Genomic DNA, 20,055 nt, shown 5'->3' on the forward strand with positions numbered 1-20,055 from the left:
CCTTTGGAATTCTTAGTTTTCGCGTGGATCGAGCGCATCGCGCAGACCATCGCCAAGCAGATTGAAGCCAATCACGACACAGAAGATCGCGACCCCCGGCCACATCGCCATCCATGGTGCCTGGGTCAGGAAGTTCTTGGCAACGTTGAGCATTGAGCCCCAGCTTGGAGCGGGAGCCTGCTGGCCAAGGCCGAGGAACGAAAGGCTTGCTTCGGCAATGATGGCGGTGGCGACCGTCAGTGTCGCTTGCACGATGATCGGTGGCACGATGTTGGGCAGGATATAACGCAGCATGATATCGCCGTGGCCAAGCCCGATGGAGCGCGCACCCTCGATGTAATCTTCCGTCTTGACGGCGAGCACCTGGGAGCGGGTAAGCCGCACGAAAATGGGCATGGCGGACAGGCCGATGGCGATCATCGCATTCATCAGACTCGGTCCAAGGAAAGCGGCGAGCGCAATCGCCATGATCAGAAACGGCATGGCGAGAAATGCTTCCGTGATGCGTGAAATCACCTGATCGACCCAGCCACCGAAATAACCGGAAATGAGCCCGAAGGGGACGCCCGTCAGAACGGCGATCGCGACCGATATGACGCCCGCCATCAAGGATGCCTGAGCGCCCCAGATCATCCGGGAAAGAACGTCGCGGCCAATATCGTCGGTGCCGAGCCAGTGCGCTGCCGAAGGCGCTTTGCGTATGGCACCCCAGCTCGTGGCGAGCGGATCGGCCAGCGGCAGAAGTGGGGCGGCGATTGCCAGTACGGTGAAGAAGGCAATGATGATGAGACCGGCAATCGCACTGCGATTACGCTTCATCTTCTTCCACGCCCGGTTTTCGCGGGGTTTTGTCTTTGCGGCTGGGGCGACCTGTGCAGACACACTCATATGGCTGCCCTCATGCGTGGATTGAGAAGAACGGTGACGACATCCGCCAGCAGGTTCATGAAGATGAAGCCAACGGCTGTGCACAGCACGACGCCTTGCACCACCGCGTAATCACGGTTGAACACTGCATCAACGATCAGCTTGCCGAATCCGGGGATGGTAAAAATCTGCTCGGTAAGCACTGCACCGGCCAGAAGCTCGCCGAACAGCAGTGCAGTCAATGTAATGACGGGCAAAAGCGCGTTGCGGAACGAATGGCTGAGGACGACTTCACGGGTGGATAATCCCTTGGCACGAGCGGTACGAATGTAATCTGACTTCATCACCGACAGCATGGACGAGCGCGTGTGTCGCATGAGCGTTGCGGCCAGTCCCGTTCCCAAAACGAAGGACGGCATTATCATNGTTTGCAGGGAGCGAACCGGATCAACGAAAATCGACTCGTAGCCCGAAGCCGGTAGCCAGCCGAGTTGAACGGAAACCAGCAGGATCAGCATGATGCCAAGCCAGAAGTTGGGAATGGAAAGCCCCGACAAAGCAACGATGTTGGCGAGGTAATCAATCCACGTGTTCTGCTTCACGGCCGCCAGAATGCCCATTGGCACCCCGATGACGAAGGCNAAAAACATGGACATCAGTGCGAGCTGAATGGTGACAGGCAGCTTCTCAGCCACCAGCTCCAGCACCGGCTGGTTGGTGCGCAAGGATACGCCGAAATCTCCCTGCACCACGGAGCCGAGCCAATAAAAATACTGATACACGACAGGATCGTTCATCCGGTATTTCTCGCGCAGCAGTTCAATCACCGCAGGATCGCGTTCCTCTCCGGCCATGGCGAGAATGGGGTCGCCAGGCAGAAGTTTCTGCAACGAGAAGACAAAAACGGAGATGATCAGCAACGTCGGTATCGCTACCAGCAGCCGCTTGGCGATGTAGATATGCATGAAAGCAAATCCTTATACGGGCAAGGCTTTGGAGTAGGGTTGCGGAATGCGCTGAAGGGCGCATCCCGCACGTGCACAAGGCAGCTTCAGTCAGTCTTCTTGACCCCGGTCAGACGGATCATGCCGTCACCGGATGGCGTGAAGCCGCTGATTTTCTTGGAATAGGCGTAGAGATAGGCCTGATGGCCGAGATAGATCAGCGGCAAATCCTCATCGAGGATTTTGGTGGCGGCGTCGTATTTCGTTTTGCGAACGGCATTGTCCGTCGAGGCACGCGCCTCGTTCAGCAGCTTGTCGACTTCAGGATTGCAATATTTGGTGTCGTTGATACCGCCCTTGCAGGTCACGAACTGGTGGATGTTGCCATCAGGGTCGGAACGGCCGGACCAATCGGAGCGCGACAGAACGTAGTTACCTGCAGTTTGCTCTGACAGCAACGTGGCGAACTCGGTGGCCTTCAGTTTCACATCAAACCCGGCTTCGGCAGCCATGGACTGGATGACCTGCATCGCCTGCGTCTGTGTGGTGTTGTTGGCGTGCTGAAGTTCGATTTCGTATTTGTCGAACCCGGCCTCCTTCATCAACGCCTTTGCCTTTTCAACGTCACGGGCAGGAACTGGTATGTCCTTGTTGTACCATGGGCTGGAAGGCGGCCACGGCTGGTTGCCTGCCATGGCAGTGCCCTCAAAAACCACCTGGTTGATCGCTTCGCGGTCGATTGAAAGGGAGAAGGCCTGACGAAGACGCTTGTCCTTACCGAAAGGGTTGTCTGCCTTGGCGCCATTACCGATGTTTACATATAGCGCCATGTAACCGGGTCCGACGATCTCGCCGTAGTTAAGTTTCGCATCTGCCTTGACGGACGCCACGTCCGACGCAGAAATGCGTTCTGCAAGATCGAGATCGCCCGATTGCAGGTTGGCCAGACGTACCGTTGTATCCGGGATCGGCAGGAACGTGACCGTATCAATGAAAATATTGTCCTTGTTCCAGTAATCGGCGAATTTCTCCAGAACGATACGGTCCTGCTGGATGCGTTCCACAAATTTGAAAGCACCGGAGCACACGGGTTTCGTATTGAACTTGGCGCCCAGCTCCTTACCAGCTGTCGGCGAAATCATCATGCCGGCGCGGTCTGAAAGCTGCGCCAGAAGGCTGGCATCCGGGCTTTTCAGTGTGAACTTGACTTGGTATGGCCCAGTCGCTTCGACCTTGGCAACAGATGCGAGTTCGCTTTTGCGGCGCGATTCCGGCAGCGTCATGTTGCGGTCGATATTGTAAACCACCGCTTCGGCGTTAAACGGCGTGCCATCGTGGAAGACGACGCCTTCACGCAAGTCCATCGTCAACGTGCCGCCATTGTCACCCCAGGCCCATTTGGTGGCCAACTGTGGAATGATGGAGAGATTATTGTCGAGATCGACCAGCTTGTCGCACAGGCTGGTGTAGACGATGCGGCCAACGAATGTGCGCGACTGAGCGGGATCAAGCACATCGGCATCGTCCATCAGGCCAATCCGCAAGTCGGCGGATAGTGCCGATGTTGCCATCAGTGAGCTTACAAAAAGAAGTCCGGAAAGTTTTTTCAGTCGTTTCATGATCTCTGTTCCTCTGGTGATTTTTCAACAAGCCGGTTTTCCGGTCTTTTGTTTTCAAAGTGTGGGCGGCTTTAAGACTTGGTCGTCTCCTCAATGAATGCTGGCTGATCGCTCTGTTCCATCGATGTCTGGCGGATCAGTCGTTCCTGAAGCGTCAGCAGGTGCGTGCGCATGGCCTCTCCGGCCCGCGCAGGATCCCGCGAAGCGATGGCCTCGATGATATCCGTGTGTTGATCGCGCGATTCACGCAGTGTTTTATGCTGCTTGCGAGCGCGTTCGCGCACCGATTGCCAAACCGGGTCCTGACGAACGCGGTTGATGACATCGAAGAGCGAGAGGNAAAGCTGATTGCCAGCCGACTGTGCGATGAGCCGGTGCAGAGAACCGTCCCAAAGCTCGCGCCAATCCGCATCCGTTCGCTCATAAATCTTGTCGCGCAGATCCCGCATGCGCTCAATATCGGCGTCCTTGGCGCGCAGTGCAGCCAGTTGTGCCAGTTGCGGCTCCAGTCTCAGGCGCACTTCCATGATTTCCATGAAATTGGTTCCGGTCACCAGACTGGCAGCGTGATCGCTCCAGCTGTCCGGCCTCTGGCCCAAGAACGTGCCGGCACCCTGCTTGCGCCAGATTAGCCCTTCAGCCTCAAGAACCTCCAGTGCCCGGCGGATTTCGCGCCGGCCTACACCAAATCGCTCTGAAAGCGCTCGCTCTGTCGGCAATTTCCCATCGGCGGCAAGGGTGGTGACGCGCAACAGTTCACGCAAACGCTCCAAAGCGTAGTTGGAATTCTCAACAGCAATGTCGCCTGGTTTCTCGTTCAATGGTTCGCACCAATTTATGATTGGTTCAATGAAGCTGTTCGCGGACCTTTCGTCAAGCCGCTTTTTTCAGCGATACGCNAAATGATGGAAAATGAGGCAGAAAGGGTGGATTGGATGATATTGGTTCGAGGCCAAACACTATTAGATGCGCTGCCTCTGACACTAAGAGAGCCAATCCGTCGAGCATTAAATAGTGAACAGAGCCAGAGAGCGCGTTCGAAGCGGTACGGACCAATCAGAAGCCGGCGGCCAAATGGAGGGAGCCACCTTTGTCGCTTTTCGCAGGCACAGGCTCCCTCCTGTTGACGATTGCCTTTATGCCTTTCAGCCGACAATCCGCATCAACACGCTCTTCCCTACATCGATGCTGTAAAGCGACGAGAAAACTCGACATTGCTCCAAAGCGAGGCAGGATACAGCGCGTTAGTCTTCTACAACGACGATCTCCGAATTCCAGTTTTCCGGCAGTGGATTGGGTCGCGTGATCTGAATGTCTTCTGTGACGAGATCGGAAACGCCCTTGGCGAAAATTCCGGGAATTCCGTTCGGATAGTCTATCAAGCCAATGATTTTGCCGTCAGGACCAAAGCGCCATGCGTTCACGCGGCCAGCACTTTTATCGCCGATGGGAAAGCGGTCGAAGCGGTCTTCGATGGTTGGGCGAATGTCGTAACACAGACCGGTTTTCAGCGGGCCGGCATGTTGTTTCAAGGAAATCCGGCGCAGGACAACATTGGATATGCCGCCTTGCTGTTCGGCCACCATGTTGATCGCACCTTCCATCGATCCCGAAACGTCCTCTATCAAGATGTTGCTGACGGTACCTGCTGGAAACTCTTCTGGTCTGCGATCAAGAACGTTGATGGTAATCGCTTCACCCGAGCCCCAGAATCCCGCCGGTGTCTCGTGGCAATCCACCAAGATACGTACGAAGCGAATGCCCTCAACCAACCCGCCATCCCGCGAGAAGATTCCAAGTCCCCGATTTGATTTTTCGATGCGGACATCTTCAAACGAAATATTGCGGAATGGCGAAAAGCTTTCTGTTCCCAGTTTCAGTGCGCAGGAACGGCTTTCCACGATGCAGTTTCGAACGGTCACGTTTTCGCATGGTCCGGTCAGCGATCCATCTTCGCGGCGTGTCGTTTTCAGGACGATACCATCGTCGGCGGTTCGGAACGTGCTGTCGAAAATTTGCACGTTGCGGCAACCGTCGATCACTATACCATCGGTGTTGGGCATGCGGCGGTCGTTATCGACTTCGACGCCCTTGACCTCGATATTCTCACAACCGGCAAAATGCATTGTCCACATCGGTGAATCGTGAATGCGTAGACCTTCGATGCGGATGTCGCGGCAATCGTCCAGAACAAGAATGCGCGGGCGATAGCGTGACGCGGTAAGGGTTCCCATATCACCGTCATCACCCTGCGTGTATTTCGTTGAACCTGCACAGAAAATGCGCCCGCCGCCAACAAGCGCCATGTTTTTAGCACCCACCGCCGTCATCATGGCCCTGTCGCTTTCCTCGGCGACTATGGCCACGGTGGTCTGTGCGTAGGCGTCGTAATCAGGGATGAAATGGAGCTNCGCGCCATCTGCGATCTCGATCGTCAGATCGGAGCGCAGACGCACCCCTCCGCACCGGTGAATGCCGGGTTCCAGAATAACATGCAGTGCACCCGCATGGCTATCGAACAGGGCTTGCAACTTATAAGTAATTTCATCGGCTTGGGATGAAATACGAACGACTTCAGACTCTGACATGGGTAACCTGCTGGTTTATGCGACATTCAAGAAGGATGGCCCGCAATCTACGGGCCATTTGATTCAGCAACGGGTTTGAAGGAGTGCTGCGATATAGCCGTAGCAAAATGCGAAAGCGACCTGCTGCTGGTTATCACCTGAAAGCGTTGGCGCGTGGTCGGGCATGACCATGTACTGGTAACCGGTGTCGCGCAGTGCATCGAGAACCGCAGGCATGTCGATGTCGCCGTCTTCAAGGAAGCTCTCACGGAAAGAATAGCGTTTGCCGACGATGTTGCGGAAATGGATGTTCATGATCTTGCCGCGTTCGCCGAACCAACGCGTGATGGCAGGCACCTCGGTGACATCCTCGACCATTTCGCCAAGAGTGCCGATGCAGAAATTCAGGCCATGAACCGGGCTCTCATGCATCTGAACAAAGCGCTTCATTCCTTCCACGGTTCCCAACACGCGTGTCACGCCCATAAAGCCGGGTGGTGTCGCNGGGTCATGCGGATGGCAGGCAAGACGGATATTGACGGACTCGGCGACGGGAACCACACGCGCAAGAAAATAATCCACGCGCTCCCAAATCGTGTCCTCATCGATGGCGCCGATGCCATCAGGGGTAGGTTCGTCAGGGTTTGCCAGATCCAGGCGAAAGGCCTCTGCCATATAACCGCCACGGCCCGGTTCCATCGGCGTGCGTGGAATGCCGATATAGTTGAAGTTATAACGCACTGACGGAATGCCTGCAGCCGCGCAATTCTCGATCAGGCGGCAAATGCCATCGATCTGCTTGTCGCGATCAGGGCCGGCCAGCATGATATCCTTGCATGGCACATCACGATCGACGCGGGTCGATGGCAATGGTAACTGTGTCATGTCGAGTATAAGGCCGAAGCTCTCGATCTTCTCGCGGAAGGCCTCCAATGTTGGGCGATCCCAAGTTCGCCAGTCACCCGGCGGCGTTGCCGAAATGTTGTTTACACCAAGCTGCTTCATAACCCGGTAATCGTCGTCATGGCGTGCGGGAATTTGCGTTCCGAGATACATGTGCGTTCCTCTAATTGACATTCGATGGGCCCGTTATCGGCCCGGATTATAGCACGGCTCTGCCAGCCCCTGATAAGGCAGGTCAACGACGTAGACGTCGCCACCCGGACCTGTGCCGCCCGCTCGAAGCGTGGTGATGAAGGCGGTTTTCAGATCGTTGCCGATGAAACAGATATTCGTCGGGTTTGGGACGTCAATGCGAATTTCAGCATCTATTTTACCATTCGGCGTCATACGCAAAACGCGGCCACTATCGCTGGCTGCGATCCAGTAGCAACCATCCGCATCCATCGCCGCACCGTCCGGGCGACCGCCGAGGGTGACTTTGTCCGCAAACAACCGACCATTGGTAAAGTCACCTGTGGCGGGATCGTAATCATGGACCAACACATAGGGATCGAGAGGGTTCGAATCTGACACATACATGGATGCACCATCCGGGCTCCATGCAAGGCCGTTTTGTGTTCTGAAACGCCCGCCCCGTTCCAGAACTTTCCCGCTGGTCTCTATGCTGAACAGCGTACCGAAGGCTCCGGGGGCAGACGTATCCGGAGCCATGGAGCCGGACCAGAACCGTCCCTGCCGGTCGCACGCGCCGTCATTCATCCGCCAACCGGGTGTGAGATCTGGCCCCGCACCAAACTCAAGTTCTACGACACCATCAACTATAGAAAGCCTGGCAAAGCCGCGCTCTGTGGAAGCTATGAAGCCGCCATCTGCATGGACAGCCAGAGCCCCAACGCGCAGCGGCAAGTCAAACCGTTCGACAACGCCATCGGGGTACGTGACCCGGTACAATGCGGCGCCGGGAGAGTCGACCCATGTCACACGCGCATGTTCCGGCTCCCATACCGGCGTTTCCCCAACGGTGCAGCCTGTCCGGGCTATTCGTTCAGCGGTAAAGTGCGTCGGGTGATGTCCTGTCATGCTTTTTCAATCTGCGCTTAGGTCTCAGGCCGACGGCGTCAGGCGACGTTCGGTTTGCTTGTCAAACAACAGTGCCTTGCCGTCTGCAACGCGCAATGCGATGTCTTCCCCCATGTGAAGGGGACTGCGGCTTTTGGATGAAACAAGGATCTGACCAACCGGGCTGTCGCATATCACGGTCGTATCCGAACCGGTCGTCTCAACAGCGCGAACGGTGGCGGGCAAGGCATCGACGGTATCGTGTGACACCACCTCCAGATATTCGGGTCGGATGCCGACCACCACCTCGCGCCCGGCAAAGGCACTGTAATTACCCGGCACCGGCAACCGACTCTGGCTGTCGCGCAGCGCGAGACTTTTTCCGTCGGCATCGATCGTCGCGTTCATCATATTGATGGCCGGTGAGCCGATGAAGCTTGCCACGAAGATGCTGTCGGGCAAATCGTACAGTTCCAAAGGTGTACCGGCCTGTTCGACGCGGCCATCGCGCAAGACGACGACCTTCTGTCCCATCGTCATGGCCTCGACCTGATCATGCGTGACGTAGACCGACGTCGTGTTCAGGCGGTGATGCAGATCGCGGATTTCACCGCGGACCTGGCTGCGCAGCTTGGCGTCCAGGTTCGAAAGCGGCTCGTCGAAGAGAAAGACAGCAGGGTTGCGCACGATTGCACGGCCCATGGCCACACGCTGGCGCTGACCGCCCGAAAGCTCCTTCGGCAAACGGTCCAGAAGCTTTTCGAGCCCGAGCACCTGCGCCACCTGATCGATCTTCTGATTGATCTCGTCTTTGGGGCGTCGCGCAAGGCGCAAGGCGAAGCTCATGTTTTCGCGCACGGTCATCTGCGGATAGAGCGCGTAACTCTGGAACACCATGGCGATGTCGCGCTGCTTTGGCTCAAGGTCGGTGACATCGCGTCCGCCGATGTGGATTTCGCCATCACTGGCCGTCTCCAACCCGGCGATGATCCGCAACAACGTCGACTTTCCAGAACCACTCGGCCCGATCAACACACAAAACTCGCCCTCGGCGATGTCGATCGACACATCCTTTATGACGTCAACGACACCAAACGACTTGGAAACGCCCCGTAGGGAAACTGCACCCATTTCATTCCTCTTAAGATTGTTTCTGCGCAAGTGGCGCGATTAGCCTTTGACCGCGCCGGCCATAATGCCGCGATTGAATTGTCGCTGAAGCAGAAGATAAACGATGACGCTTGGGGCCATGGCGATGAGTGTCGCCGCAACCAGAATGTTCGGCGTTATCGTGTCATCCACTCTAAGCGAACCCAGTGCCACAGGCAGCGTCATCAGTTCCTTGTCGTTCACCACGATGAGTGGCAACAGGTACTGGTCCCAGATCATGATGAAGCCGAAGATCAGCACGGTTCCAAGTGCCGGACGCACCAGCGGAAGAATGACCCGGTAGAAGATTTGCCACTCGCTGGCACCATCGATGCGCGCCGCTTCTTCCAATTCCATTGGTATCGCACGCATGAACTCGGTCAGCATGAAGATTGNAAACGCCCAACCGACGACCGGCAGGATCATTGCCAGATAGGTATTATAGATCGACACATTGATGATCGGTATTTCTTTCTGCATCACCAGATATAGTGGGATGGCAATCACTTCTTCCGGCAGCATCAACGTGCACAAGATAAGCAGGCTGACGATGGCAGCGCCGCGAAATTTCTTGCGAGCCAGAGCATAGGCAGCCAGCGCACTGACCGTGACTTGCAGACCCGTGCCGACAATCACCACGATTACCGAGTTCATCAGATAGCGCCAGACCTTCATGTCGAAAAGCGCGATCCGGAAGTTCTCCAGCGTCGGGNTTTGCGGGATCAGTGTCAATTGACCGGGTTTCAGGCTGACGCCACTGAAGGCGGTAACCAACGCACCCCAGAAAGGGCCGACAAAGATAACGATCAGGATGGCATAGAGGCCATACCGGGCCAGGTTGAGCAGATGAGAAGTTTTCATCGGACGCCTCTTACGCGGTGAGCTTGGATTTGACCTTCATGTGCAGCAACGTCAGCGCGACGGTAAACAGCAGCAGCATGAACGAGACGGCGGAGGCGTAGCCATAATTCAGTTCTTCGAACCCGACTTTGTAGATATGTGTCATGATNGTTGACGTCGAACCAGCCGGACCGCCACCAGTGGTCGCATAGACCTCGGCGAAAACTCGGAAGCCTCGAATGAAAGACAGCATCAGGACAACTGAAATCGATGGGATGATGCCCGGCAGTGTCACATGCCAAAGCTTGCGCCAGGCACTGGCACCATCGACGCTTGCAGCGTCATAAAGCTCCCGGTTCACGCCAACCAGACCGGCGACAAAAATGACCATGTCATAGGGAGCGCTCTTCCAGGCGCTCATCAGGATCAACACCCAGAGAGCCTGGTTCGGATCGGATAGGAAGCCCTGCGGTTCTATTCCGATAAAGCCGAGAATTGAATTGACGAGGCCGTAATCGGCAGAGTTGAACAGAATGCGCCAGATTTCGGCAATGATGGCTACGCTGGTGATCGCCGGAAGAAAGACTGCTGTTCGGATGATACCGAGATGGCGCGCCGGGCCTTCGAGGGTCAACGCCATGAAGAAGGCGAGAACACAAGCCGAAAGTGTTCCGACGATAACGTAGATGGTCGTGTGGATGACCGCGCTGCGCAGAGCAAGGTCGCTGAAGGCACGATAGAAGTTATCCAGCCCGACCCATTTGCTCTCGGAATAGAACTGCACATCGTAAAACGACATGGAGAAACCCGAGACCATTGGATAGAACTTGAACCATGTGAAGATGATCAACGCTGGTGCAAGAAACAGCCAGGGCGTCATCACGGTGCTTAGACGCCGTTTGGCGGGACGCCGCGCCGTGCCAGACTTGGTCTTGACGCTACCGACAGCGGAAGTTTGGGGCGTAACGGACATGTTGACCTCAGAGACAGTGCTCGTTGCATGCGCCGCAGTTTGTCTACCGCGACGCATGAAAGCTGTTTACTGTTGGGAAGCGGAGAGTGCGTTCTGCCCACTTAACTCGATCTTGACCTGTTCGTTCAGGGCCTTCAGTTCGGTCGGAACATCCGCATCGCACTGTGCTAGAATACGGTTGAAACCTTCACCGGTGACAGTGCGGATAGCCGTCCAGTTCGGAACAGCAGGCATATAGTGGCCGTATTTGTCGAAGGTCTCCTTGAACACCATCCAGCGCGGATCTTGACGAACGGCGTTTNCGTCGACTTTCGTATTTACGGGCAGACGTACGATCGGGGTCCGTCCTGAGCCCTGCGCCATCGCGATTTCCTGACCCTTCGGCGAGACGAGGAACGCCAGGAACTTGTTGGCGGCGTCTTCATCCTTGACGCTTTTCAGCAGATAAGCGCTGGTACCTTCCGAAAGGGAAGCAATACCACCGGGACCAGCAGGCAACATGACGACTTCCGTCTTATCCTTACCCGGCTCCGCATCGATCTGTGGGATGTGATAGGGGCCGGAAACGAAGATGCCAGTCTGGCCGGAACGGAATGTCGGCAGCGTATCGCCCGTCGTGGCGTTGATGGCGCCCGGCTGAGCCAGCTTGTCGCAGATCATACCACGCACATAGGTCAGCGCTTCGGCAACTTGCGGCGTATCGAGCGTTGGCACGAACCCGTCCGGCAACTGCTTGACGTAATCACCGCCCGCCTGCCAGATGAAGCTGCTCATGAACCAACTCGCATAACCACGCGTGGTTGAGCCGGGAATTGCCATGCCGAACGTATCTGCCTTACCGTTGCCATCCGGGTCCTGCTTTGTGAAGGCTTCGGCCAGCTTGCGCACATCGTCCCAGGTCTTTGGCTGCGGCATATTCAGCTTTTCTCGCCAGTCCTTGCGAATAAACATCGCGAAGGACTGAGCCGAGATCGGCACCGAATAAAACTGACCATCGCTGGCCTTCGNCCCATCCCACGCCGATGTAGAGACATCCTGACTGCCGGCGATCTTCGATGGATCGATGGGCTTCAGAATGCCCATCTGGTTCATCTGACCCATGGCAGTCGTATCATTCAAGACGATGTCGGGGAGAGTGCGACCGGCAGCGGCGCGGGCAAGACGTTGCTCGAAGTCGATGCCCGTATTGAAGGTCTCGACCTTGATCCCGCTATCTGCCGTAAACGCATCCGTCAGCGCCTTCAACACGCTGATCGATTCATCCGTTTGCCTAGACCAAACGCTGATGGATTGGGCCTGTGCGCCATGAGCGCCACACAAAACTGCGCAGCCAACGAGCAGAGACTTCAAAGACGTTTTATGCATTCGCACCTCCCACATTTCGCCGATTGAGGCACAGAACGAAATCCGCCCCAAGTTAGATGATGACTTAAGCTAAGTCATAAGATGATACAAGTAATTTATGTGTTTACATACGATGAATTAGGAACTCCTGTAATAGGCTGGCTCACTTTCCTGACTTTTGAGCATCTGCACGGGCGTCACCGTTGCTTCACCTTTGCCCACCTAATTCAAAGCTGGAGGGACAATACTTTTATCGAAGCGCTGACCACGCAAGACATCGCGAACTTCCGGCTATGACCTGTCTACCGAACGATCTGTCGGATCGGGATCAACGACATTGAACCGCACCGGGTTTGCCGGAGGCTCCAACTTCTGAGAGACCTGAAGTCCGCAACCGTGCCATCCGTATGGTGCTGGACCACGAAGCCGAGCATCCATCACGCTGGGCTGCCATTTCATCTATCGCTGCCAAGATTGGCTGCTCGCGAGCCACCCAGCACGAATGGGTGAAGAAGACTGAGGTCGGCGGCAAGCGAGCAGGTCTGCCGAGCTATGTCGCAGAGAAGATGAAGGCTCTTGAGCGGGAGAACCGCGAGCTTCGCTAGGCCAAGAGATTCTGCGTAAAGCCTCTGCCTGTTTCGCGATGGCCCCTTTCGGCGAATGCAGGCATTCGCCTGTCGGGTGCGAGGAGCTCGACCGCCCCTTCAAACGATGATCTCGTTCATTGACGAGCACCGTGGCGTGTTCGGGGTCGATCCGCGCCCGCAGCGATATCAGCCTGAAGATCGAGATACGTCGTGTCTTCGAGCAGAACTTCCGCGTCTATGGCGTGCGCAAGGTCTGGTGGCAATTACAGCGGGAGGGCTTCGACATCGCCCGCTGTACTGTCGCTCGGCTTATGAGGGCAATGGGGCGGCAGGGCATCATTCGCGGCAAACCGATCAGTATGACGATCGGCGATAAGACCGCCCCATGTCCACTCGACCGGGTGAACCGACCCTGCTTTGCACCAGCGCCAAACATGTTGTGGNTTTCAGATTTCACCTATGTGGCAACATGGCATGGCTTCGTCGATGGGGCCGAAGAACGATATTACGCCATGCTGGACGCACCGACCGTGGCCGCATAACTTAAACGAAATAGCCTCCGGCAAACCCGGTGCGGTTCACCTGGGTCGACATCATCAATACTAATCTTTAGTATCGCCCGATCGAAGAAATGTACCGCGACCGCTATCGGAACAACTCTCTTTCCGCAGCAACTGGTCGTAGCCCAGTCGCGCTCGATGCAGGGTGCGAAAGGGTATGCTCGATGCCGCGCAGCTCGGCAAGACCTTTGAGCCGCCCGATTGCAGGATAGCCTGGTTGTGCCCCACGGGTGAGATCATCGAGAATCTCCTGGCCGTGATCCGGGCGCATGNAAATCTCATGGTCGTTCCGACCGGTCGATTTCCGTCGACGCTCTTCGTCGATGAGGGCCGCGACGACTGCCACCATGTCGGTGTCGCCATCAAGATGGTGGTCTTCGAAGAACGAGCAGGGAAAGCCTTGTGCTTCGCGGCTGACGTTGCGCAGATGAGCAAAGTGAATGCGTGGCGCTAGACGCTGCACCATGGCCGGAAGGTCGTTGTCTGGACGAGCCCCTAAAGAGCCTGTGCAGAAGGTAACACCATTGGCGTTTCGGTCGACGGCGTCGAGTATCTTCACATAATCTGCTTCGGTCGAGAGAATGCGCGGCAAGCCGAGTAACGGCCATGGAGGATCATCGCCGTGGGCGCAGAGGCGCATGTCAAGCTCCTCTGCAACCGGAACGACCTCCGATAGGAAAGCAATCAGATTGTCTCGGAGTTTGTCGGCACCAATACTGTCATAGTGGGAGAGTGCATCGCGTAGTTGCTCTACGCTATAGCCATCGGACGAGCCGGGCAGGCCAGCGCCGATATTCGTAGAGAGGGCGGCGATCTTGCCCGGCGACATCATCGCGAAACGCCTCCGCGCGTCCTCGACCAATTGGTCCGGGTAGTCCTCAGTCGCACCCGTACGCAGCAACACATTGATATCGAAGGCTACGAAATCGACGAGGTCGAAACGCATTGCGCGCGCACCGTTGCGGGTTTCCCAACGCAGGTCCGTACGCGTCCAGTCCAGGACCGGCATGAAATTATAACACACAGTCGAAATTTTCGCCCGTGCGAGCCGGCGAAGAGTTACCTTCCAAGCTTCGATATGGGACTTCCAGTCACCGGTCATCGTTTTGATGGCTTCGGAAATTGGAATGCTTTCTACGAGTTCCCACTCTAGGCCACCTGCACGAACCTCATCCTGACGCTTGAGGATTTCGTCCAAACTCCACGCTGTGCCCGTTGGTACATGATGCAGCGCGCTGACAATCCCCTGGGCGNCCGCCTGTGCAGCATCGCGCACACTCACCTTGTCAATCGGGCCAAACCAGCGCCAGATATGTCGCATTCTAAGTTCCTTTATAGGCCAGGGTTAAATGGCGATGCTGGAGAGAGTGTTTGAATGGGCACCTTTGGCAAAAGCTGCGACAGCTCGGATGGGAGATCCCGAACCGCCGGCGATTGGCAGCGGCAAGGTGATTAGGAATGAGAAGACNGGGACGTNCCCGAGCCTAGCGAAATTCTCGCCAATCAGAACACCTGCTTCCAGCATCATATTGTGCGCCGGGAAATCGGTGCTTCCAAAGCAATCGAGCGAGAGGCAATCCGAACCGACGATGCGAACACGGCGGTCGAGAAGATATTGCGAAGCCTCGCGCGACAGGCCCGGCCAGTCGCTGAGAAAGCTTGGGTGATCTCCCGGATCCTCCCAGAAACGATCCCAGCCGAAATGGAAGAAGACCGCATCACCGGCGCGGATTTCGCCATGCTCGGCTTCAAAAGTTTTTATTCGCTCGACGCCTACGGCTTCCCGCGGTCCACAATCGCGGGCATCTATCTTCGTCATTCGGCCGAAGAAGGTCTGCAAAGCAACGCTATCAATTGCAGCCGCACCCTTGACGAAGTGCAGAGGGGCGTCGAAATGCGTGCCGGTGTGCTCGCTCATACTGAGGGAATGATTGCAGGCCAGGTCGCCATGATCATAGCTCTCCACAATTTCGTGACAGAAGAAGGGATGCGATGGCCATACAGGGACGCTTGGAGTGAGCCTATGGGTGAGGTCGACAAGGGTCATTTCTGAGCCGAATGCCCGTGTTAATGTCGCTATATCCATGTCAGGTGACCTTCGGCCGGGGTACGATTGCAACGATCAAGATGATCAGAGCGCCGGTCAGGACAAAGCGAACACCTACTTGCATCTGGAAGGTATTCAGCATTGTGGCCATCAGGTTGAAGAACAGCGCCGCGCCCCAGATACCCACCGCATTGGCTTGCCCGCCAGCGACACTTGTGCCGCCTAGTACAACAACTGCGATGGCCTCAAGAAGATAGGTATCGCCCATGTTGAGTGCCGCGCCGCCGGAAAATCCAGAAAGAAGGAAACCTGTTAGAGCCGCCGAGACTCCGCNAAAGAGATAGGCAAGCAACCGGACCCGCGTTACAGGCACCCCAGCCAGTCGAGCGGCACGCTCACTTTGGCCAATTGCGAGCAACTGCCGGCCCCAGACACTACGGGCGAGGATGAAGGCGACCGCTATAGTGAGGGCGATAACGGCGATCGGCATGACGCGCATGCCACCGATCGACCACAGGGTGAATGCCGAAAGTGCTGCCGGGGGCTTCAGTGTCGCTTCGCCGCCAAGATTGAAGGCCAGCGACTGGAACACAAAACTCCAGGCAAGTGTTGCAATAATTGGCGGCAGACGTAGAAGGCTGATCGCCAGAAAATTAGCAATACCTGCCAGAGCGCCGACTACCATGGCGACGGCCAAGCCCGGAAGGATCATTTCGTTGCTACCGCTCATCACCGACATCGATAGGTAGGCTGCCAACGTTAGAACTGATGGCATGGAAAGGTCGATATTGCCGGGTCCGGACGAAATCACCAGCATCTGGCCGGTTCCGACCACCACGCTGAACGCGGCAAAGGCAAGAGCTGACGACAAGGTCGGCACAGCACTTCCGAGACCGGAGTAAGAGATGGTTACGATCCACATAACAAGTGCTACGATGAATCCGTAAGTCCAGGGTTTCAGGGCATTTCGGCTCATGACTTTTTCTCCGTGAGCAGGACGCGTCCGGCCAAAACAAGGAAAAGTATTCCTCCCTGAGCGCCGATCTGCCACGTCGACGGAACCTGCAGGAAGCTGAGAAGTGATCCTGCGAGAGCAAGCGTCAGAGCGCCGATAACAGTGCCGACCGGGGATACGATGCCGCCGGTAAATACCCCTCCACCGAGAATGACGGCGCCGACGCCCAGAAGCGTGTAAGCCGGGGCGATGTTTGGATCGCCCGAGGTCGTCAGCCCCGTGAGCGTAATGCCTGCGATGATGCCGAGAGCACCCGCTGCCGAGTAGATCGCCGATCGGATGACGGTGATCGACCAGCCGGCGCGCTGAATGGCCCGCGGATTGCCACCTGCACCTCGTAGCACCACACCATATGAAGAACGGCTGATGATGAAATGACCCACGGCAGCGGCCAGAATGGCAAGCAGAACGGGCAGGGGAATAAATGGCGGGCGCCATGCCATGAAACCCAGCAACCAGGGAGGCGCGGTGCCGCCAGGGGCCGGAAGTATCATAACCGCGCTGCCCAGCCATATGAACGACATGCCAAGGGTCACGATGATTGATGGCAATTGTCTGACATGGATCAGCAACCCGACAACGGCATAGACAACAACGCTTCCTAAGTAGATCGCAATCGCCAGCGTGGGTGCCTTGTCCAGATAGAGCGCGGTTACGCAGGTTATAAAGCCCACGAAAGCGCCGATAGACAGGTCGATATCGCCAAGCATGATGACAAGCATTTGTGCCAGCGATGCGAACATCAACGGGACCGCCAGTTTAAACAATAGTGTGAAGCCAAAATAGCTCATCGCCGTTGGCCGGATCCAGAAAATGACGGCGAGCATGATAACGAGGGCAATTGCTGGCAAGCCGATCTGCAACGCCGGTGCCAGACGTTCTCCCAAGCCGCGGTTCTGCCCAGATGGGATGATCTCAACCATTGGCGCCTCCGAACGATGCTTCAAGAACGCGGTTATGGTCGATCTCATCGCTTCGCAACTCTGCAACGGCTTTGCCCTCACGGAAAACGTATAGGCGGTCGCAGTTCTTCAACTCTTCGAATTCTGTTGTGTACCAAATAAAGGTGCGACCGCGTGCGGCCTCTTCACGGATCAACTTGTAGACCTCCTGCTTCGTCCCGACGTCCACACCGCGCATCGGATCGTCCAGCAGGATGACCTGACCATCAGATGCAAGCGCGCGGGCGAAAAGCACCTTTTGTTGATTTCCGCCGCTGAGTGCCAAGATGGGAGTGTCGATCGTCGGAGCCTTAACCTTCAACCGTTTCGACCATGTTTCGGCAAGCGCGCGTGCTGCCGGACTGGAAATGATGCCACCTTTCTGGAGCGCATTGAGACTGCGGATGGTTAGATTATCGGCAATCGACCAGAGCGGCATGATGCCCTCGACACCGCGATCACCCGCCACAAAGGCTACCGGAATCTTTCTCATGGCCATATAGATGGCGCGCAGCCGCTCGCGTTGACCGTGACCGTCCAGGCCTGCAAATCCTATGATCTCGCCTACGGCAGCCCTGATCGGGAAATCTGCTTCGTCGATACCCGTATGATCGACCACAATTCTATCTTGAATTTCACTTCTGGCCACCATCGCTCTCTCGCCGGGCACTTCGATATTTCCCATCATGCCGACCAGTTTAGAGCGCGTCAGACCGGACGCCGGGCGGTCTGCGACAATCGCGCCATCCATCATCACCACTACGCGGTTGCAGACGTCGAGAATTTCGTTGAGCCGGTGTGTGATCAGGATGCAGGCGACACCGCGCGCAGATGCCATTCGAATGTAGGTCAGCAGCTGTTCCGCTGGCTTGTGGCCCAAAGCCGAAGTCGGCTCGTCGAGAATGACACAGCGGACATGGCCTTGGGTTTCGGTAAAGGCGCGGGCGATCTCGACCATCTGTCTCTCACCAATCGAAAGATCACCGATCTTTGCGTCCACGTCGATTCCATGCCCTGGAAAAATATCGTCCAATGCTTGTGTGACAAGCGCGCGCGCTTTACGCCGCCACGCAAAGCCGCACAGACTGCGGTGGACGATCCTCGTGTTTTCCGTTGCCGATAGATTTGCGCAAAGCGAGAGCTCCTGAAAAACGCAACGCAAACCGTTAGTCTTGGCTTCGGAAGTTCCCCAACGGTCGACGGCGTGCCCATCGTAAACGAACGTTCCCTCCGTCCTTTGGAAGGCACCTGACAGCACGTTCATCAAGGTCGACTTGCCAGCACCATTATGGCCGACCAGCCCCAGGACTTCACCTTTGGAAAGGGTGAAGTCTACGNCGACCAACGCGTGGACTGCACCGAAGCTCTTGCGGACCCCGCGGGCCTCAATAAGAAGGCCCGCGGCGGTGTCTGCGGCAGCTGGGAGGAAAGCCATCGTTTTGTTGCCTTACTTGGGAGCCGGAACCAGTGGAAGAGGCTCCTTTTTCACGTTTGCATCGATGATTTTAGCGACCAGTTCTTGCGGATAGTCGGCATTGACAACGCCGCCATCCGGCACCGTTTTTAGCCAGGCATCGAGATCAGTTTGCTGGATCTGTAGCAACGGCACTTCGATAAATTTTGGCATTTTCTTGCCGGCCAGCAGTTGCTGCGCGACCCAGAAGGCAACCTGGGAGACGGAAGGGGTTGCACCGAGCGAGAACGTTTCATAGCCATTTGCATCGTGCTCTTGTTTCCAGAGCGCAAGCTCGTCCTGTCTGTTGCCCATGATGATAATCGGCAACTGGCGACCAGCAGCTTTGAAAGCCTGTGCTGCGCCGTAGCCATCACCGCCCTGGGTCAGGACACCATCTATCTGCGGCAGGGACGGCAGGATGCCGGACACTTCTTTCTGTGCCACTGTTGCCGTCCACTGGCCATAGACTTCACCAACCTTCTTATAGTTGGGGTGGGCCTGGAAAGCTTTCTTGACGCCTTCATTCAACCGCTTGTCGAAGCCGTCTCCTGCCATCCCGCGGATTTCGAGAATATTCGCAGGTTTGTTACCAAGTTTGCTGGAAATGTAGTCCATTTCCGCCTTGGCATAGGAATCCAAATTGTAATCCACGACATAGGCGCACGGTTCGGTCACGCCGCTGGCAAAAGCAACCACCACAATCCCCGCATCACAGGCGTCTTTGATTGCACCGTTCAGGGCAGTATCAGAACCGGCCNAAACAATGATGGCGTCGTAGCCTTGCAGGATAAGGTTCTGGATTTGTGATGCCTGCTCCGTGACGGAATTATTGGAACTGACCACTGTGGTGCCAGCGATTTTCTTCTCGCCCACAGCCTTGGCGCCCATTGCTTCGAAACTCTTGATCATGACCTGGCGAAATGAATTGCCGGCATAAGAATTGCTGAATGCAATCTTTTTTCCGCTTGTGTCTGTGGTAGCCACGCCATCTTGAGCAGCGGACGCACCCGAAAGCATTGCGCCGGTCATGAGCGACAACGCAACGGTTTTAACGATTCCGAATTTCATGATTCATATTCCTCCCTGAGTCAGATCAAGGCGCTATCGGCCTCAGCTGAACGCTGCCCGAAATTTATCGGCAAGCGTTCCTCTCCATCCCGTGCTCCCGNAAACAATTAAATACT

Annotated in this window: 17 protein-coding genes and 2 pseudogenes; 2 read left to right on the forward strand and 17 right to left on the reverse strand. The window is 56.2% G+C overall.

The features are described 5' to 3' along the window. Positions 1–12: 12 nt before the first annotated feature. From CUC55_RS01270 to CUC55_RS01285, 4 genes are all read right to left on the reverse strand, one after another. Positions 13–888 (reverse strand): ABC transporter permease, encoded by an 876-nt coding sequence (locus tag CUC55_RS01270; protein ID WP_067653591.1) that lies wholly within the window; start codon positions 886–888, stop codon positions 13–15. Continuing rightward, on the reverse strand, positions 885–1,832 hold the full coding sequence (locus CUC55_RS01275) for an ABC transporter permease (RefSeq protein ID WP_103086750.1): 948 nt from the start codon (positions 1,830–1,832) through the stop codon (positions 885–887). The genes CUC55_RS01270 and CUC55_RS01275 overlap by 4 nt, the downstream gene beginning before the upstream one ends. 86 nt (positions 1,833–1,918) lie before the next feature. Next, a complete protein-coding gene (locus CUC55_RS01280; RefSeq protein ID WP_425352243.1) occupies positions 1,919–3,382 on the reverse strand; it encodes an ABC transporter substrate-binding protein in 1,464 nt (487 codons plus the stop codon). A gap of 119 nt (positions 3,383–3,501) precedes the next feature. Continuing rightward, positions 3,502–4,230, reverse strand: coding sequence for a FadR/GntR family transcriptional regulator (locus CUC55_RS01285; protein WP_103086800.1), 729 nt, complete (start codon positions 4,228–4,230; stop codon positions 3,502–3,504). 135 nt (positions 4,231–4,365) lie between these two features. Here CUC55_RS01285 and CUC55_RS23045 point away from each other — a divergent pair. Continuing rightward, a pseudogene (locus CUC55_RS23045) lies at positions 4,366–4,619 on the forward strand (hypothetical protein); the annotation flags it as partial. A gap of 55 nt (positions 4,620–4,674) precedes the next feature. Here CUC55_RS23045 and pglB read toward each other — a convergent pair. The 7 genes from pglB to CUC55_RS01325 form a co-directional block, all read right to left on the reverse strand. Further along, positions 4,675–6,018, reverse strand: coding sequence for a polygalacturonase PglB (pglB, locus tag CUC55_RS01295; protein WP_103086751.1), 1,344 nt, complete (start codon positions 6,016–6,018; stop codon positions 4,675–4,677). Between the two features lie 63 nt (positions 6,019–6,081). Next, on the reverse strand, positions 6,082–7,053 hold the full coding sequence (locus tag CUC55_RS01300; protein WP_067653582.1) for a mannonate dehydratase: 972 nt from the start codon (positions 7,051–7,053) through the stop codon (positions 6,082–6,084). 33 nt (positions 7,054–7,086) lie between these two features. Then, positions 7,087–7,980: an SMP-30/gluconolactonase/LRE family protein gene (locus CUC55_RS01305; protein WP_082760373.1), complete on the reverse strand. Its 894-nt coding sequence runs from the start codon at positions 7,978–7,980 to the stop codon at positions 7,087–7,089. 24 nt (positions 7,981–8,004) lie between these two features. Continuing rightward, the gene (locus CUC55_RS01310) at positions 8,005–9,090 is read right to left on the reverse strand and encodes an ABC transporter ATP-binding protein (RefSeq protein WP_067653578.1); all 1,086 of its coding nucleotides are present in this window, start codon (positions 9,088–9,090) and stop codon (positions 8,005–8,007) included. 39 nt (positions 9,091–9,129) lie between these two features. Continuing rightward, positions 9,130–9,969: a carbohydrate ABC transporter permease gene (locus CUC55_RS01315; RefSeq protein ID WP_103086752.1), complete on the reverse strand. Its 840-nt coding sequence runs from the start codon at positions 9,967–9,969 to the stop codon at positions 9,130–9,132. Between the two features lie 10 nt (positions 9,970–9,979). Further along, entirely contained in the window at positions 9,980–10,978 is a 999-nt protein-coding gene (locus CUC55_RS01320) for a carbohydrate ABC transporter permease (protein WP_425352701.1), read from the reverse strand. Between the two features lie 9 nt (positions 10,979–10,987). Further along, positions 10,988–12,301, reverse strand: coding sequence for an ABC transporter substrate-binding protein (locus CUC55_RS01325; protein WP_425352702.1), 1,314 nt, complete (start codon positions 12,299–12,301; stop codon positions 10,988–10,990). A gap of 371 nt (positions 12,302–12,672) precedes the next feature. Between CUC55_RS01325 and CUC55_RS01330 the strand changes: the two are divergent. Further along, positions 12,673–13,337, forward strand: a pseudogene (locus tag CUC55_RS01330) (IS3 family transposase); the annotation flags it as partial. Positions 13,338–13,497: 160 nt separating this feature from the next. On the opposite strand, the gene uxuA reads toward CUC55_RS01330, so the two are convergent. From uxuA to CUC55_RS01360, 6 genes are all read right to left on the reverse strand, one after another. After that, the gene (gene uxuA, locus CUC55_RS01335) at positions 13,498–14,733 is read right to left on the reverse strand and encodes a mannonate dehydratase (protein WP_103086754.1); all 1,236 of its coding nucleotides are present in this window, start codon (positions 14,731–14,733) and stop codon (positions 13,498–13,500) included. A 24-nt stretch (positions 14,734–14,757) separates the two neighbouring features. After that, positions 14,758–15,498: a cyclase family protein gene (locus tag CUC55_RS01340; protein ID WP_103086755.1), complete on the reverse strand. Its 741-nt coding sequence runs from the start codon at positions 15,496–15,498 to the stop codon at positions 14,758–14,760. Position 15,499: 1 nt separating this feature from the next. Beyond that, on the reverse strand, positions 15,500–16,435 hold the full coding sequence (locus CUC55_RS01345; RefSeq protein ID WP_103086756.1) for an ABC transporter permease: 936 nt from the start codon (positions 16,433–16,435) through the stop codon (positions 15,500–15,502). Continuing rightward, on the reverse strand, positions 16,432–17,397 hold the full coding sequence (locus tag CUC55_RS01350; RefSeq protein WP_067653567.1) for an ABC transporter permease: 966 nt from the start codon (positions 17,395–17,397) through the stop codon (positions 16,432–16,434). Before CUC55_RS01350 ends, CUC55_RS01345 begins: the two co-directional genes overlap by 4 nt. After that, on the reverse strand, positions 17,390–18,850 hold the full coding sequence (locus tag CUC55_RS01355) for a sugar ABC transporter ATP-binding protein (protein ID WP_103086757.1): 1,461 nt from the start codon (positions 18,848–18,850) through the stop codon (positions 17,390–17,392). Before CUC55_RS01355 ends, CUC55_RS01350 begins: the two co-directional genes overlap by 8 nt. Positions 18,851–18,862: 12 nt before the next feature. Next, entirely contained in the window at positions 18,863–19,900 is a 1,038-nt protein-coding gene (locus CUC55_RS01360) for an ABC transporter substrate-binding protein (RefSeq protein ID WP_210200649.1), read from the reverse strand. Positions 19,901–20,055: the final 155 nt, after the last annotated feature.

Source organism: Agrobacterium bohemicum (assembly GCF_002896715.1).
GTDB lineage: Bacteria > Pseudomonadota > Alphaproteobacteria > Rhizobiales > Rhizobiaceae > Agrobacterium > Agrobacterium bohemicum.

Bases quoted from the DNA above. Each gene is read 5' to 3' on its own strand.
- CUC55_RS01270 (WP_067653591.1), bottom strand. From the start codon at position 888: ATGAGTGTGTCTGCACAGGTCGCCCCAGCCGCAAAGACAAAACCCCGC.
- CUC55_RS01280 (WP_425352243.1), bottom strand. From the start codon at position 3,382: ATGGCAACATCGGCACTATCCGCCGACTTGCGGATTGGCCTGATGGAC.
- CUC55_RS01305 (WP_082760373.1), bottom strand. From the start codon at position 7,980: ATGACAGGACATCACCCGACGCACTTTACCGCTGAACGAATAGCCCGG.
- CUC55_RS01310 (WP_067653578.1), bottom strand. From the start codon at position 9,090: ATGGGTGCAGTTTCCCTACGGGGCGTTTCCAAGTCGTTTGGTGTCGTT.
- CUC55_RS01350 (WP_067653567.1), bottom strand. From the start codon at position 17,397: ATGGTTGAGATCATCCCATCTGGGCAGAACCGCGGCTTGGGAGAACGT.